Below are 14,782 nucleotides of genomic sequence, written 5' to 3'. Positions count from 1 at the left end.
CCAACAGTTGACCTCCGTAACTTTGTTCCGTCTCATCATGGAACATTCGCGTAAAACGGATGTCGGAAACCTACTGTTATGCAACGATTTATCTTTCTAACCTTGTTCGCTTGTGCCCTCCTTAGTACCGGTTGCGGTACCGCACAGAATGTCGCCAAAACCACCGAGTCTGCCGCCGAAAATCGCCAGAATCGCGGGAATAAGCAAGCCGAACTTGATGCCGAAATTAAGGCACTGGGCCTCTCTGAAGATCAGGCTGCAACCTACCGGGAAATAAATAGCCGGTACAACAAAGAACTCAAAGACCTGCGCCGAAACGCTGGTACAGACCGTGAAAAAGTGCTCGCCGAAGGAGGAAAACTGCGTGCCGCCCGGGAACGTGAAATTTTTGATATGCTGGACGATGAGCAGCGCGAAAAGTTCAACGCCATCAAAGACGAACGTAAGGCTGAAATGCGCAAAAGACAGCGCGTACGACGCCCCGAAGGCAAATAACTGTTACTGAATCAGGCTGGTTTTACAACTGCTTACAAACGCCGGCGGGCACGGCCTTTGAGCTCATTAAATTCGACCACTATTTCTGCGAGGTTCCGGTACCGGTAGCCTCTTTTTCCGATTTTTGCGGACAGTTCCGGACTGGACCGCTCGAAGAATTTTTTGAGGGTGCGTTTGAAACCGGAGCGGGGAATTGCGACAAGGTTGCGGTTACCGTAATAAAAGTAATAAGTAGGCGGAGGAGTCTGGAACAGCCGCAACATGCTGTCGTCTACCCAGTTGTTGGAGCCGTCGGGGAGCCGGAACAGCGAGAGCGCGCGGCCCGTCACTTCCTCGTGCAAAAAGAACCACTGTCCTTCGTGAAAGCGACTCACGAACCGAAAACTGGTGCCGTCTTTGCTGAAACCAAAGCCTTTTACCAGCATTGGATGAATGGAATACACATCACCGAAATCGTTGGTGAAGGTGATCATGTTCCCCGTTGGGCTGTAGCTCAGAACGTTGAAATATCCCGTGAGCTGATAGTTGTCTTTTGTCAGCAGGAAACCGCGCAGAGATTCGGCCTGAAGAGAAATTGAAAGGCCAAGGATGATAAAAAGTGATAAAAAATGCCTCATGTGTCTACCGTTTGCAACGGTTAAAATACGCAAAAGCCGTAAGTGGTTCTTGATCAAGAGCTGAAAAGGTGGGGAAGATGTAAAAAAGCGGCAGTTGACCGGTGTCATTTTCCGATCAAAGGCTCGAGTGCCCTCCTTACATCCGGGTAAGTATTGAACCCCCGGCGGTAAACGTACCGGAGATCGGCCCGATAGATGATCGTGGTGGGTAGAGAACCACTCCACACCCGGTCGATGGTTTTTCCCCACGACTGGTCTTCGTCGGTTAGGATTATTGATGCAAGATCGGGAGCGGTTTCCCGCAGGAAGGCCGGAATCCGACCGATAGCATTTTCTTCGGTATCGAGGCTGACAAGCACCACCTTGAGCTTTTTGTCTTGCTCCTCCCGGGCGAGCTGATTCAGGAGGGGGAGTTCTTCCCGGCACGGCTTGCACCAGGTAGCCCAGAAGTTGATCAGGTAGGTGGTGTCAGACTGCTGCGTAAACAGGCCGGCGATGTCTTCAAAATCGGTGTAGGTGATTGGCTCGTTGGCCGTTCCAAAGCGGGGTAGGGGCGCAGGTGGATCTTTCTCGCAAGCCGTAAAGGCAACTGAAATCAGGGACAGGAGTACGAATGTTCTCGTCATGGACCGGTAATTAGGAAAGTTTTAGTGGTATTTGAACAGCAAAGCTCGTACATAGTTACCTTCCCGACCGAAACAAGAACTTCCTCCCCCTTGACCGACCAACAAAAAGCTTACCTCACCCACCAACGCCAACTCGTTCAACTCGAACGTGAAGAAGAACGACGCCTGCACCTTGAAGTAATTCAGGCGATGCCCCTCGTCAAAAGGGTTGCTAAGGGCTACAGTTGGTACCCGCTGCAGGTAACCGAGACCGGCTACGGAATTGGCGGGCGGCCAACCGTAACGGTGGTACGCGAAGGCGAAGAAGCCCACCAGTTCAGGTCGGGCACTTCCGTCAACCTGTTCACCACCCAGCCAATGGCTAACGGGCCCCAAAGAGCCGGGGTGATCCACTACATCAAGAAAAACCGGATGAAGATCGTGCTGGGCGGAGAAGACCTCCCCGACTGGCTCCAGTCTGGCGGTGTTGGCGTAGACCTGATGTTTGACGAGCGGACGTACGTTGAGATGGACCGCGCCCTCCAGGTACTCGAATCGGTGGAAGGAGGCAGAATCGCAGAAGTGCGCGACGTAATCATGGGCGTCAGGGCTGGCGAAGAACGCCCGGTTCCTGCATCAGCGGTCGATCACCTTGGCCACCTCAACGAAAGCCAACGGGCTGCCGTACAGGCTATCCTTGGCGCCAGTCACCTCAGCCTCATCCACGGACCTCCCGGAACCGGAAAAACGACAACCCTGGTCGCCGCAGTAGGGGAGCTCGTCAAAACCGAAGGACGCGTGCTATTCTGCACGCCGTCCAACTCCGCTGCAGACCTCGTAACGATGCGTCTTGCAGAAATGGGGCTTGACGTAGTTCGCACCGGTAACATCAGCAGGGTTGAGGAAGAAGTACTTCGCCATACCCTCGATATCCAGATCGCTGATCACCCCGACACGGCGCAGGTGAAAAAACTGCGCCGCGAAGCCGCAGAACTCCGCAAAAAAGCGAGTAAGAAAAAAGGACGCGAAAAAGGAATGGGGTTTCGTGACGCCGGCCGCCTTGCCAACTGGGCCCGGCAGCTCGAAGACCGCACGCTGGACCACGTGTTGGAAACCACTCAGGTTGTTGTTTGTACCCTGATCGGCGCTGCAGCCAATATTTTGAACAAGCACGAGTTCAGAACGTGCATCATTGACGAGGCGGCGCAGGCCCTGGAACCAGCAACCTGGATTCCTATTCTCAAGGCCAACCGGGTCGTGCTCGCCGGAGATCCCTACCAGTTGCCGCCTACGGTCAAGAACCGGGCTGCCGAAAAAAAGGGTTTCTCAGAAACCCTGCTCGAGAAATGCCTGCAAAAAGAAAACCCCGCTGTCAGCGAAATGAAAGCCCCCCTGCCAGGAAAACTCCTGCCGGCGCAAGGCAACCTGCTGGAGGTGCAGTACCGCATGAACGAACCGATCATGGGCTACAGCAACGACTATTTCTACGAGGGCCGGCTGAAGGCCGCAGACCTCGTCGCCCAGCGCAGCCTCCCGGGCGTTCCACTAACCGAGTCTTTGGTCTTCATCGATACGGCCGGAACGGGCTTCGAGGAAAAGCTGCACCCCCGCTTCAAAAGCCGGTACAACGACGGGGAACTTAACATCCTGCTGGAGCACCTCCTTGATCTGCGGAGCTCCGTACCGCCCGAAGACGTTTTACCTACCATCGCCGTCATCACTCCCTACCGCCAGCAGGTGGTCCAGGCCGAGGATCTTTTCGAAGGAGAACCACGCCTGAATGATTTCAACCTGACGGTCAATACCGTCGATGGCTTTCAGGGACGGGAGCGGGACGTGGTGTATCTGTCGCTGGTTCGCTCGAATGAACGCCAGGAAATCGGTTTCCTGGCCGATTACCGCCGTATGAACGTAGCCATTACCCGCGCAAAGAAATACCTCGTCGTAATCGGCGACAGCGCAACCATCGGTAACGATCCTTTCTTCGCCGGCTTTCTGGAGTACGTGGAAAAGAACGGCCTGTACCAAACGGCCTGGGAATACATGAAATAAAAGAACCCGCTTACTACTTCTCTTCCTGGCTGGAAAAGAAGCACTAAGCGGGTTCAGCCGGGGTGCTGACTAAATAAACATCTCCTCTACGGGGAAACGCACTTTTGCATGATGTTGGGTGTCGTCGGCTTCGGAGCGGTGCCCGACGGCGGCGATCACCACAGACCTCAGGCCCTGCTGCGGCAGGCCGAGAATTTCGTCGAATTGTGCGGGGTCAAAGCCTTCCATGGGGCAGGCGTCCAGCTTAAGTTCTCCGGCTGCGGCGAGGAGGGTTCCGAGGGCGATGTAGCTCTGCCGGCGGGTCCAGTCCAGGATGGCTGCGGTGTCTTTACCGGCCAGGCTTCCGTTGATGTAATCGGCGTAACCCTTCAGTGCTTCAAAAGGGACACCGCGGGTGTCGGCGGTCAAACGCATGAACGCGTTGACGTACTCGGGGCTGACTTCCTCCTTGGCGGCAAACACGAAAATGTGGCTCGCAGAGGTCACCTGGTCCTGATCGAAAGCTGCCGCCCGTAACTGCTGTTTGACGGCAGGATCAGTAACAACAACGATGCGGTACGGCTGAAGACCAAAACTACTGGCACTGAGGTTGGTCGCTTTTTTCAGCGATTCGATGTCGGCATCCGAGGCGGGGTGGTTGCTGTCGAATTTTTTGGTGGCGTAGCGCCATTCGAGCGCTGAGATGAGGTTAGACATTGTAAGTTGAGATTGGGGTTGAGTAGAATCCGGATGTGAAACCCGGAAGTTTATGGTGGGCGGGGCCGCAGGTGCAGGGCGTTGGTTGAATGAGCAAGGATAAGCAGGCTGGCAAGAGCCTTCCTTAAGCCTTTGCTGGTCGCAACCGTTACAGCACCTGCGTTCGCGCCGGTTCTTTATGGCAGTCAGTTTTGTTTCTTAGCGAGGAATCTCCATAGGCACTTCCATGAGTAATATCCTTACGTCGGTAGTCGCGGCGATGGAAACCGAGTCGGTTTCCCATAAGCCAAGGCCATCACGCTTGTTCAGTTCCTGACCGGCAACGGTAGCGTCGCCTTCGAGCAGAAAGGCATAAACACCGTTACCAGCTTTCCTGAGGTGGTAGTCCTGTGTTGTTCCCGCAGAGAGGTTGCCCAAGTGAAACCAGGCATCCTGATTTATGGTCACGCCGGCCTCATCCGCACTGGGTGAAACGATCTGGCTAAGCTGGCCCGAAGTGTCTTCCGGAGTAAGGGTGATCTGACTGTAGGCCGGGGCAATGTTGCGCTGTTTGGGAAAGACCCATATTTGCAGAAACTCGACGGGAGCAATGGTGGAGTCGTTCTTCTCACTGTGCGCTACTCCGGTTCCTGCGCTCATCGCCTGCACGTCGCCCTCGCGGATGATCGTCGTATTACCCATTGAGTCTTCATGCCTCAGGTCTCCGGACAACGGGATGGAGATGATCTCCATATTGTCGTGTGGATGTTTCCCGAAACCACGGCCGGGGGCTACCAAATCATCGTTCAGTACCCGGAGTGCACCAAAGTGCATTCGTTCAGGATTATAGTATTGAGCAAAACTGAACGAATGATAACTTGTGAGCCAACCATGGTCGGCCAGGCCTCTGCTGCCCGCTTTATGTAGTACAGAATGCATGAATTAATATTTGATGTACATACATCAAATGCGTAGCTAACCGCTTTTGTTTTCGGCATGAAATAAAAAAATGAACTATTTTCTTCAGAAAACTTGCTCACATTGTTTTGGCGTATTACTTTTGCGCTCGCTCCGGGAGAATGATTCATGTTTTTCACCCAAATAGAAGCTCGCTTCGAAAGGTAAACATGGAACACTCTTCATACCCCGCCCAGATGGTGGAATTGGTAGACACGCCAGCTTGAGGGGCTGGTGTCCATTGCGGACGTGCAGGTTCGACTCCTGTTCTGGGCACATTCATCAGAGACTTCGTACCACCCGGTACGGAGTCTTTGTTGTTTCAGGCCAATTCGATGCCCGAATTTGTCCGTACCTTGCGCCAAAGCAGATTTTACCCGCCACTTATGGTATACTCCCTACTCTCCGAAGCCCGGGCCGCCGGCAAGAAATTACTGGCCGTGCTAATTGACCCGGATAAAGCCCGTCGGGAAAACCTGTTAGAGTTGGCCGCACACGCCAACAAAGGTGAAGTCGATGTTTTCCTTTGGGGAGGAAGCCTGGTGAATGCATTGCAGGCAGAGTATTTTCTGAAGCTTCTCAAAGACAACGCCAAGTCTACGCCGGTCATCCTTTTTCCCGGATCCGTAAACCAGCTGGATGAACAGGCTGATGCTCTGTTCCTGCTGTCCCTGATTTCAGGGCGTAACCCCGACATGCTCATCGGGCGCCACGTTCAGGTAGCCGTAAAGGTTAAGCGGATGGGCCTGGAAACGATTGCTACAGGATATATGCTCATTGATGGAGGCCGGCCAACGTCGGTGTCTTACATGAGCAACACAACGCCGATTCCGGCGGATAAACCCCCGATTGCCGCAGCCACGGCCCTGGCCGGAGAACAGCTCGGGATGAAAATGATCTATATGGACGCCGGCAGCGGAGCGCTTAACCCCGTTTCCGGGAAAGTAATTAAGGCCGTCCGGCGTGAAGTGGACCTGCCCATCGTTGTTGGCGGAGGAATTCGTACCGCAGCCCGCGCCGCCGAATCGCTGACCGCGGGAGCCGATATGGTGGTGGTAGGCAACGCGCTGGAGAAAGACGTGAACTGGTTGCCGGAGTTGGCCGCTGCCGTACGCAGTGTGTCGGCAACTGCTGCAGCAGATAATCAGGGAAGTAACGCTCAGGAAACCATAGATAACAAACTGTCGGTATAAGGGCGCCCCGAAAGGCCACAAGAGGCCACTAAAAGACGCTCACGTACCCCAGATGAACCTTAGGTGCATCGAGCTGCAGCGGAATACCATTACTCTTCCCTAACGCAAGACTTAATCCGAATACTCCCGCTCTGGTATCTACGTTGATACCCGCCCCGAAACCGATAGGATAGTCGATGTCGAGTTCCGGGCGACTTTTGTCGCGGGGGTTGACGCGGGCGGCGTCCAGGAAACCGTACAGGAAAGCATTCCCCCCCAGCAACAGCCGGAATTCGGTAGTGAGCACGGCGTAATCACGTGCAAAAACAGATTGTTCGTCAAATCCCCTCAGCAACTTAGCGCCCCCGATCCGGTACTGTTCGCTGGCGAGGAGCGCTTCGCCGCTGAAGATCCCCGCTCCTGTAAGCCGGAAATAGATCACTGAGCCGGAAATGGGGTCCAGAAAGGCCTCCGCGGTTCCTTGCAACTGGGCCTGCGCGGAGGTTCTCTCGTCAGGGGCAAGGTTGGCAAACGCCGGCAAACGCCGGAAACCGGCTGAGGCGCTGACGTCGATGGTGTAACCCCGGCGGGGACTGAACCGCCGGTCGGTCCGCAACCGGCGGGCCTGCAGCCCGAAAAATGAGCGGACAACACCAAGGGTATCAGGGAGCTCTTCGATGTCGGGCTCCTCGCTGAGGTCCTGACCTGGAACGATGGTCCGGCGGTTTTCCCAGAAGGCAGAGAGCCGGTCGTTGCCTTCTCTGAGGTAAGTCGCGGCGAGTTTCCAGTTGAGGTTAACGAAAGAACTGTCGCGGCGGTAGAGGTCCAATTCTCCTTCGAAACCGAAGGGGAGACCGAACAGAAATGGATATTCCAGGCCCAGCTCGAGCTCCTGGGTCTGAGGGCGGAGCTGCTCGAAACGAACGGCAATTCGTTCGCCCTGGCCAAAGCCGTTTTGCAATTCACCGTTGAGTTCGCCGGTAATGAGGAGCTTGCCCGTTTGGGCGGAGTTGGGCAAAACGCCGATCACAAAATCGAAACGACTGGCGGCTTTACGCTCCAGCGGCAGATCGAAGAAGGCCAGGCTATCCTGAAAACTGATCAGTGGGCTACCCTTCATCGTGACGTAAGGCAACTGGTTCAGGCTGGCAGCCATACGACGAACCCTTTGGCCCCGGTACACTTCTCCTTCCTGTAGCCCGAGGTAACGTTGCAGAAAGGCAGGGCGAACCCTTACGGATTCCGGGGCGCTGACTTCGCCGATCCGGACCAGCGGGCCGGTGTTCAGGCTGATGCGGGCCGATAGCTGACCAGGTTCGGTGAGGTCTACGTCTTCGAGGCCGATTGCGGCAAAGGGGTAGCCGTCGTTGGCGGCACGCACCAGGGTGCTGTCCCGGATGCCACTCCAGGCTTCGGGGCGCAGCGGGCGACCGGCTGCAAAGCGTCGTTCGCGGAAACCGGACCGGCGCAGCCAACGAAGCGCAGCTTCGTCATCCGGAGGGGTGAGGCCGGCCCATGCATAGGCCGCACCCTGGTGGAGAACAGCGGTGAAGGAGGCCTTTCCGGTGCGGTAGAGGCTGTCTACGGAAGCCTCCCAGTGGGCTTTTGCCCGTGCCAGTTCAATCCACTCCTTCAGGTAGACCACCATTGCGGCGGAGTCGGAGAATATTTTGGTGCTGTCTTTCGGCTCGAAGTCGGTTGCGATGATGTTCAGGTTGACGGAGCCTTGCCCTTCAACCGTTCCTGGCACCAGCGCCAGCGCCCACAAAAAGAAGATGCCAACTAACTTCACCTGCAGAAAACGTCGATGAGGTGGTGGAATGTTGTGGCTGAAGCAAACCAGTCCTGGTTTTCCGATGATTCGTATTGCCGGGGAACGATTTTATGCACCACTTCAGTTTCGGCGTAATGACCTGGCCAGGTTGCTCAGTAATACCATCCCCGCCAGCAAGAGAGCTATCCGGGATACGATGTCGCCGTAACGGACGTAGGGGGTGATTGCGTCGTTGAGCTGCATCTCTCCCCGCAGGAAGCCGGCTTCGTTGTACTGCGTCGTGCTGATTATTTGTCCGCGCTGATCGATAAAGGCGCACGCCCCTACGTTAGCCGAGCGTACGACGGCCCGCCGGGTTTCAATGGCTCGTAAGCTGCTGTAGTAAAGGTGTTGCTTGTGGCCGGCCGTATTGTCCCACCAGCCATCGTTGGTCATCACGAAGACGGCTTGCGCTCCTTCGCGGATATAGTCGGTGAAGTACTCGCCAAAAACGGATTCGTAACAGATCACTGGAGCGATTTTGGCTTTTGGGGAGGAAAATGGTGTTCGCGTCTCCTGTGTGCCGAGGCCCGCTACTGAGCCGCCGAGGCTGGCGACAAGGGGCTCCATGAAAAAGAGCACTTTGCGGAAAGGAAAGGATTCGGCACCGGGGACGAAGACGCCCTTGCGGTAATGTTGAACTTCTTTGGTGTCCAGGTCCAGTTGCAGTGCCGCATTCAGGTGCTCGTAGCGGAACAGCGTGCCGTTGCCGCGGTCGAGGGTACGGGCGGCCGGGCTGAGAGGTTCCCCCGCCTGGAAAGCGTGGTAACCGGAGTAGCCGGTAACCAGGTGACCCAGGCTCCCGTTACCGAGCTCACTTTGCAGAATGCGCATGGGGCCGTTGAGGAGCGGCCGGTCTTCTTCGAAATTGCTGAAGCTGGTTTCCGGGTAAACGATGTAATCGAGCGGCCCTGCAGCCAGCGCATCCTTGCTGAGGCGGACGAACGTATCGATCACGGCTGGTTCTCCTCCGGCAGCGAATTTCTCGAAATGAGGCTCGAAGTTGGGCTGAATAGCGGCTACCGTTATGGTCTTGTCCTCGGGCGCAACGTAGGTGTAGTACCTGACCAAAGAGCCGGATATGGGCAATAAAACCAAGGCGAGAAAGGAGAGGAGTTTACCTGGCGAAGGCAGCTTTTGGGGCTCGGCAGCAGGTGCAGAGAGGGCTTTAAAGGCAAGGTAGTTACATCCCAGTATCCAGGCCGATCCGCCGAGTACGCCCGTAACTTCGTACCACTGGATAAGGGCGGGCCAGCTAGCCATTCCGTTGCCAAGGGTTAACCACGGCCAGTTCAATCCCCAATTGTAGTGGAGGTGCTCGAAAGCGATCCAGCAGGCCCCGAACGCTAGGAACGCCACTTTGGGAGACTTCCTCCCCGTCCAGTAAAACGCCAGCCACGGCAAAGACATCAGGACGCTATTGGCCAGCATGGCGAAAAGCCCGGGCCCAAAGCCGGTATTGGTGACCCAGTACGTAGTAAGGATGTTGAACAGGAGAAAGGCCGTAAACCCAAGTCGGAAAGCTTCTGCGTAGCCCGCATTACGCTCCTGTAGCTTCCGAAAGAGGATGAACATCGGGACGAACCCTACGAAAAGAGCCGGGAAAATACCGAAGTCTCCCGCGAAACCCAGTCCCAGCAGCGCTCCTGCATAAACGGGGAGGAGGTAACCGGGTTTGGGGCTCTTTTTGTTGGGTACATACCGGAACAAAAAATATCCACCGAAAAGCAGAAGGTAAAGCAGTAGAGGGCGGTAGCCCCACAACTCTTCCGCTGTGGCGCGCGAGTACATCCATCCGCCAACGATAGCGGCAAAGACAAGTAAAGTGTAAGCGATGTTGCGTGGTTGGGGGAAGCGCATGCCGCGAAGATAGAATGATTGAGTAAGAGAAGCTGTGTCGATCGGCGAAATCCGCCAGATGCCGCGGATCAAAATGCAGGTGAAGGTTACGCGATGGCCCCGGTGTACGAATTGTTTACCCCATCACCTCTCGTAAAACCTTCAAAGAATTAATTTCCCGCATTCCTTCAATGTGGTAACGGTAGTAGCGCGTGAGCTCTACGAGAAGTTGGTTGCGTTGCTGCCGGGACGATTGGATGCCATCGAGCTCATCGTGGCGGGCGTGCAGCAGGGTGTACATCAACGCGGCCTGTTCTTCGTCCAGGTATTCGGGGTGGCCGGGGTGATCTCCGGTGAAAGAACCCTCCTTCAGGTCGAAAAGCGGTGTACCTTCGGTCCACTGGCCCGAGGGTAGCATCCCGAGATGGGCCGTAAGCTCCAACAGGAAGTGAAGGTGGAAGTGGGTAATCGGTCCTTCGGTAGTGTCGAGAAGCCGGAAGGCTTCGTACAGGAAACTGAAAAGTGCAGGGTTCTCTTCAGTTTCCCGGATCGAGTTGCGGGTAACCTCCAGCATGAAAAGCCCCACTGTACCCCGGTAAACATCGAAAGGAATACGGGTGTAGACATGAGCGGGGCGCACTTCTTTGAGGCGCGTCATGTCTTTGCCCTCCCGCTCGTATGCGATGATGTCTACCAGATTCATTGGTTGGACCAGGCTCGCCGGAGTTCGGCTGCGGGCCTTACGCACTCCGCCAACGATGTATTTGCGTACACCCTTTGCCTCGGTATAGGTCTCGAGAATAAGGCTGGAATCTCCGTATTTGATCGCGCGGAGAATTATGGCACGGGTTTTTAACAGCATGGAACCGGGTATAATCGAACCTTATGGCCGATTTATTTATTTAACGACCTTCAGGGCGTTAGAGTTCTCGTGAATTTTGCGAGGGTGGAACTTTGCACACATTACGTTGCTCATCAAATAACCCGTACTTTTCGCCCTTAATCAAGTAACACCAACTACATGGACTACTTCCAGGAATCCCTGAACCTACACCGATCGCTGAAAGGCAAAATCCGCGTTTCACCTAAAATGGACGTGCGCAGCAAAGACGACCTCTCGCTCGTCTACAGCCCTGGTGTTGCAGAGCCCTGCCGGGCCATCGCGGAAAACCCCGATGATGTGTACAAGTACACCATCAAGTCTAACACCGTTGCCATCGTAACGGACGGCTCCGCCGTCCTTGGCCTCGGAGACATTGGCGCACTGGCCAGCATTCCCGTAATGGAGGGAAAGGCAATGCTCTTTAAGCGTTTCGCTAACATCGATGCTTTTCCCATTTGCCTCGACACCCAGGACACAGACAAGATCGTAGAAACGGTAAAGCTGATCGCTCCGGTCTTCGGAGGTGTAAACCTCGAGGATATCTCTGCGCCCCGCAGTTTCGAGATTGAGCGCCGCCTGCAGGACATCGGTATTCCCGTTTTCCACGACGATCAGCACGGAACGGCCATCGTTACCCTGGCGGGTCTGCTCAATGGCAGCAAACTCGTAGGCAAGAAAATGGAAGATCTCAATGTTGTTATCAACGGCGCCGGAGCAGCAGGTATCGCTATTGCCCGTTTGCTCAAAGCGGTCGATAACCCAGATTCTCCATTGGCAACACCCGTAAAGGACATTGTGATGTGCGACAGTAAGGGAATCATCCACAGCGGCCGCGATAACCTCAACTACGCAAAGAAAGAAGCATTGGAGTTCACTAATAGTGAAAACAAAACCGGTACCCTGAAGGATGCCCTTGTTGGCGCTGATGTCTTCATCGGTGTTAGCATGCCCAATCTGATGGACCGCAACGACGTAGCCACGATGGCCAAAGACAGCATCATCTTCGCCATGGCCAACCCCGTGCCGGAGATTATGCCCGACGAAGCCAAAGCCGGCGGAGCCGCCATCGTGGGAACCGGTCGCAGTGACCTTCCTAACCAGATCAACAACGTACTTGGCTTTCCCGGCATCTTCCGTGGTGCGCTGGATGCCCGCGCACCCCGCATTACTCCCAATATGAAACTGGCCGCTGCCCGCGCCATCGCCGAGCACATCCGCGAACCGGACTTCGACCGCGTTATCCCGCCTACGCTCGATGAGCAGGTGGCCTGGCGGGTGGCCGATGAGGTTCGTCGTGTTGCGGAAGAGGAGTTTGGTAAGTACGAGTAGATTAAAGCAATTTTGCCTTTGGCAAAGTTTCTGATGGCGGGGCGAAGTCCTTCCTTCGCTCATTTATTTACTGTCCTGTAACGAAAATTCAAGAGGCCAGGAATTGTTAACAATTCCTGGCCTCTTGAATTATATGACTAAGCTCTGCTTATTCGGAATTGCGGGTAACTTTTTCACCGTTAAGAAGGCACCGTAAGGCCTCCTCCCGGCTGAATTAGATTTTTGGGAGGAGTTTTAGTGGAGCTTCGTACCTGCTCCGCAGGCTGTTTATTCTGCGAAGTACAACGTTTACGCTGCTTCTGCAGCGGCCTTTGCTTCTTTTTCCGAAACCAGTTGATCCACATCTGCAGTCCCGTCTCCGTCCATATCCGCATCAAGCTCAATGCGGAGATTGTCGATGATGAAGTTCTGTCGATCAGGTGTGTTTTTGCCCATGTAGTAGCTCAACAATTTATCGATGTCAGTATTTTCTCCCATCACAACGGGTTCGAGGCGGATGTTCTCACCGATGAAATCGGAGAACTCTTTGGGGCTGATCTCGCCGAGACCTTTGAAACGGGTGATCTCCGGTTTGCCACGCAGCGCCTTGATGGCGTCTTGCTTTTCCTGTTCGCTGTAACAATAGAAGGTCTTCTGCTTGTCGCGGACCCTGAAGAGCGGGGTTTCCAGGATATACAGATGGCCGCCTTCGACCATATCGGGGAAGAACTGGAGGAAGAACGTCAGGAGGAGCAAACGGATGTGCATACCATCTACATCTGCATCCGTGGCGATCACGACGCGATTGTAGCGCAGTTCATCAACTCCGTCTTCAATGTTGAGGGCGTGCTGGAGAAGGTTGAATTCTTCGTTTTCGTAAACGACCTTTTTTGTTTGTCCGAAGCAGTTGAGCGGCTTACCACGCAGGGAGAAAACTGCTTGGGTCTGAACGTCGCGCGCAACGGTGATGGAGCCGGAGGCCGAGTCTCCCTCGGTAATGAAAATGGTAGTCGCCAGCTTCTGCTCGTCGGTATGTTTTTTATTGTTCGAGTTGTACTGGACGCGGCAGTCGCGTAGTTTTTTGTTGTGCAAGTTGGCCTTCTTTGCCCGGGCGTTGGCCAGCTTTTTGATTCCCGCAATCTCCTTGCGCTCGCGTTCACTTTGCTTGATCCGCTTTTCCAGCGCTTCGGCGGTAGTCGGGTTTTTGTGCAGGAAATTGTCGAAGTGCTCCACCATGAAGTTGCGCATGAAGGTAGAGACGGTAGGCAGGCCCGGGCCCATATCGGTAGAGCCGAGCTTGGTTTTGGTCTGAGATTCAAAGATTGGATCTTCGACCTTGATAGCTACTGCGGCAACTACGCTGCTCAGGATGTCTTTCCTGTCGTAAGCTTTGCTGTAGTGTTTCTGGCAGGCTTCTACAAGCCCCTGCTTAAAGGCGTTGAGGTGTGTACCACCCTGAGTGGTATGCTGACCGTTTACGAAACTGAAATAAGTTTCGCCGTACGCATTACCGTGGGTAATGGCCACTTCCATATCGTCACCCTTGAGGTGGATAACCGGGTAGCGGCGGAGTTCTTCATTGACCTTCCGTTCCAGCAGGTCCTTAAGACCGTTTTTAGAGACCAGCGTTTTACCGTTATAGATCAGCTTCAGCCCGGCGTTCAGGTAGGCGTAGTTCCACAGCTGGTTCTCGATGAAGTCGGAGCGGTACTTGAATTTCTTGAAAATAGCAGGATCGGCGTGGTAGCTGATGAAGGTGCCATTTGCTTCCTTGGTTTTGACCTGATTGTGTTCTTTTACCAGGTTGCCAAGAGAAAAATCGGCCTTCTTCATTTTTCCCTCACGGACGGCGTAGACGGAGAACTCATCAGACAGGGCGTTCGTGGCTTTAAGACCTACACCATTAAGACCCACGGACTTTTTGAAGGCTTTACTGTCGTACTTACCACCGGTATTCATCTTTGAAACTACGTCGACAACTTTACCCAGAGGAATACCCCGGCCGTAGTCGCGCACGGAGGCAACTCCGTCTTCGATATTGACTTCAATCCTGTTTCCATGCCCCATTACGTACTCGTCAATGGAGTTGTCGATCACCTCCTTGAGCAGAATGTAAATGCCATCGTCGGGGCTGGTACCATCACCAAGCTTGCCGATATACATGCCCGGGCGGAGGCGGATATGCTCTTTCCAGTCTAACGACCGGATGTTGTCTTCGTTGTAAGTTGCGTCTGCCATTTAGTACTTTGCTTAACCCTGCAAACATACGAAACTGCAGTTAATTATTTAAACAATTTGTGGGGTAATTTAAAGGTTGATAGATTTGTTTAGGGTTGAGTAGTATCTGGCACGAGTGCAGGTGCAAA

The 14,782-nt window shown here is 54.5% G+C and carries 12 protein-coding genes and 1 tRNA gene; 5 read left to right on the top strand and 8 right to left on the bottom strand.

From position 1 onward, the window contains the following. Window positions 1–78: 78 nt before the first annotated feature. Window positions 79–495, top strand: coding sequence for a hypothetical protein (locus FUA23_RS12170; RefSeq protein WP_147931021.1), 417 nt, complete (start codon window positions 79–81; stop codon window positions 493–495). A 32-nt stretch (window positions 496–527) separates the two neighbouring features. On the opposite strand, the gene FUA23_RS12165 is transcribed toward FUA23_RS12170, so the two are convergent. Both FUA23_RS12165 and FUA23_RS12160 read right to left on the bottom strand, forming a co-directional pair. Continuing rightward, window positions 528–1,112 (bottom strand): hypothetical protein, encoded by a 585-nt coding sequence (locus FUA23_RS12165; protein WP_147931020.1) that lies wholly within the window; start codon window positions 1,110–1,112, stop codon window positions 528–530. Between the two features lie 104 nt (window positions 1,113–1,216). Next, window positions 1,217–1,738, bottom strand: a complete 522-nt coding sequence (locus FUA23_RS12160; protein WP_147931019.1) for a TlpA family protein disulfide reductase — start codon at window positions 1,736–1,738, stop codon at window positions 1,217–1,219. Window positions 1,739–1,828: 90 nt separating this feature from the next. Here FUA23_RS12160 and FUA23_RS12155 point away from each other — a divergent pair, with 90 nt between their 5' ends. Then, entirely contained in the window at window positions 1,829–3,769 is a 1,941-nt protein-coding gene (locus tag FUA23_RS12155) for an AAA domain-containing protein (protein WP_147931018.1), read from the top strand. 69 nt (window positions 3,770–3,838) lie between these two features. Here FUA23_RS12155 and FUA23_RS12150 read toward each other — a convergent pair whose 3' ends face one another. Further along, a complete protein-coding gene (locus FUA23_RS12150) occupies window positions 3,839–4,465 on the bottom strand; it encodes an NAD(P)H-dependent oxidoreductase (RefSeq protein ID WP_147931017.1) in 627 nt (208 codons plus the stop codon). 198 nt (window positions 4,466–4,663) lie between these two features. After that, window positions 4,664–5,383: a pirin family protein gene (locus FUA23_RS12145; protein WP_147931016.1), complete on the bottom strand. Its 720-nt coding sequence runs from the start codon at window positions 5,381–5,383 to the stop codon at window positions 4,664–4,666. Window positions 5,384–5,592: 209 nt separating this feature from the next. Here FUA23_RS12145 and FUA23_RS12140 point away from each other — a divergent pair. After that, window positions 5,593–5,677: transfer RNA gene (locus FUA23_RS12140), tRNA-Leu, on the top strand. A 110-nt stretch (window positions 5,678–5,787) separates the two neighbouring features. Next, window positions 5,788–6,594 (top strand): geranylgeranylglyceryl/heptaprenylglyceryl phosphate synthase, encoded by an 807-nt coding sequence (locus FUA23_RS12135; protein ID WP_147931015.1) that lies wholly within the window; start codon window positions 5,788–5,790, stop codon window positions 6,592–6,594. 28 nt (window positions 6,595–6,622) lie between these two features. Here the strand turns inward: FUA23_RS12135 and FUA23_RS12130 are convergent, their stop codons facing one another. The 3 genes from FUA23_RS12130 to recO all read right to left on the bottom strand — a co-directional run bounded on the left by FUA23_RS12130 (window position 6,623) and on the right by recO (window position 11,087). After that, entirely contained in the window at window positions 6,623–8,365 is a 1,743-nt protein-coding gene (locus FUA23_RS12130) for a ShlB/FhaC/HecB family hemolysin secretion/activation protein (RefSeq protein ID WP_147931014.1), read from the bottom strand. 102 nt (window positions 8,366–8,467) lie between these two features. Continuing rightward, entirely contained in the window at window positions 8,468–10,246 is a 1,779-nt protein-coding gene (gene lnt, locus FUA23_RS12125) for an apolipoprotein N-acyltransferase (protein ID WP_147931013.1), read from the bottom strand. Between the two features lie 115 nt (window positions 10,247–10,361). Further along, window positions 10,362–11,087 carry a DNA repair protein RecO gene (gene recO / locus FUA23_RS12120; RefSeq protein ID WP_147931012.1) on the bottom strand — a complete coding sequence of 242 codons (726 nt, stop codon included), beginning with the start codon at window positions 11,085–11,087 and terminating at the stop codon, window positions 10,362–10,364. Between the two features lie 159 nt (window positions 11,088–11,246). On the opposite strand from recO, the gene FUA23_RS12115 reads away from it, so the two are divergent. Continuing rightward, on the top strand, window positions 11,247–12,437 hold the full coding sequence (locus FUA23_RS12115) for an NAD(P)-dependent malic enzyme (protein WP_147931011.1): 1,191 nt from the start codon (window positions 11,247–11,249) through the stop codon (window positions 12,435–12,437). A gap of 288 nt (window positions 12,438–12,725) precedes the next feature. Here the strand turns inward: FUA23_RS12115 and FUA23_RS12110 are convergent, their stop codons facing one another. Then, window positions 12,726–14,654, bottom strand: a complete 1,929-nt coding sequence (locus FUA23_RS12110; RefSeq protein ID WP_147931010.1) for a DNA topoisomerase IV subunit B — start codon at window positions 14,652–14,654, stop codon at window positions 12,726–12,728. Window positions 14,655–14,782 lie beyond the last annotated feature (128 nt).

The sequence above is a fragment of the Neolewinella aurantiaca genome, assembly GCF_008014675.1.
Lineage (GTDB): Bacteria > Bacteroidota > Bacteroidia > Chitinophagales > Saprospiraceae > Neolewinella > Neolewinella aurantiaca.
This window is presented reverse-complemented; position numbering and strand designations above follow the sequence as displayed.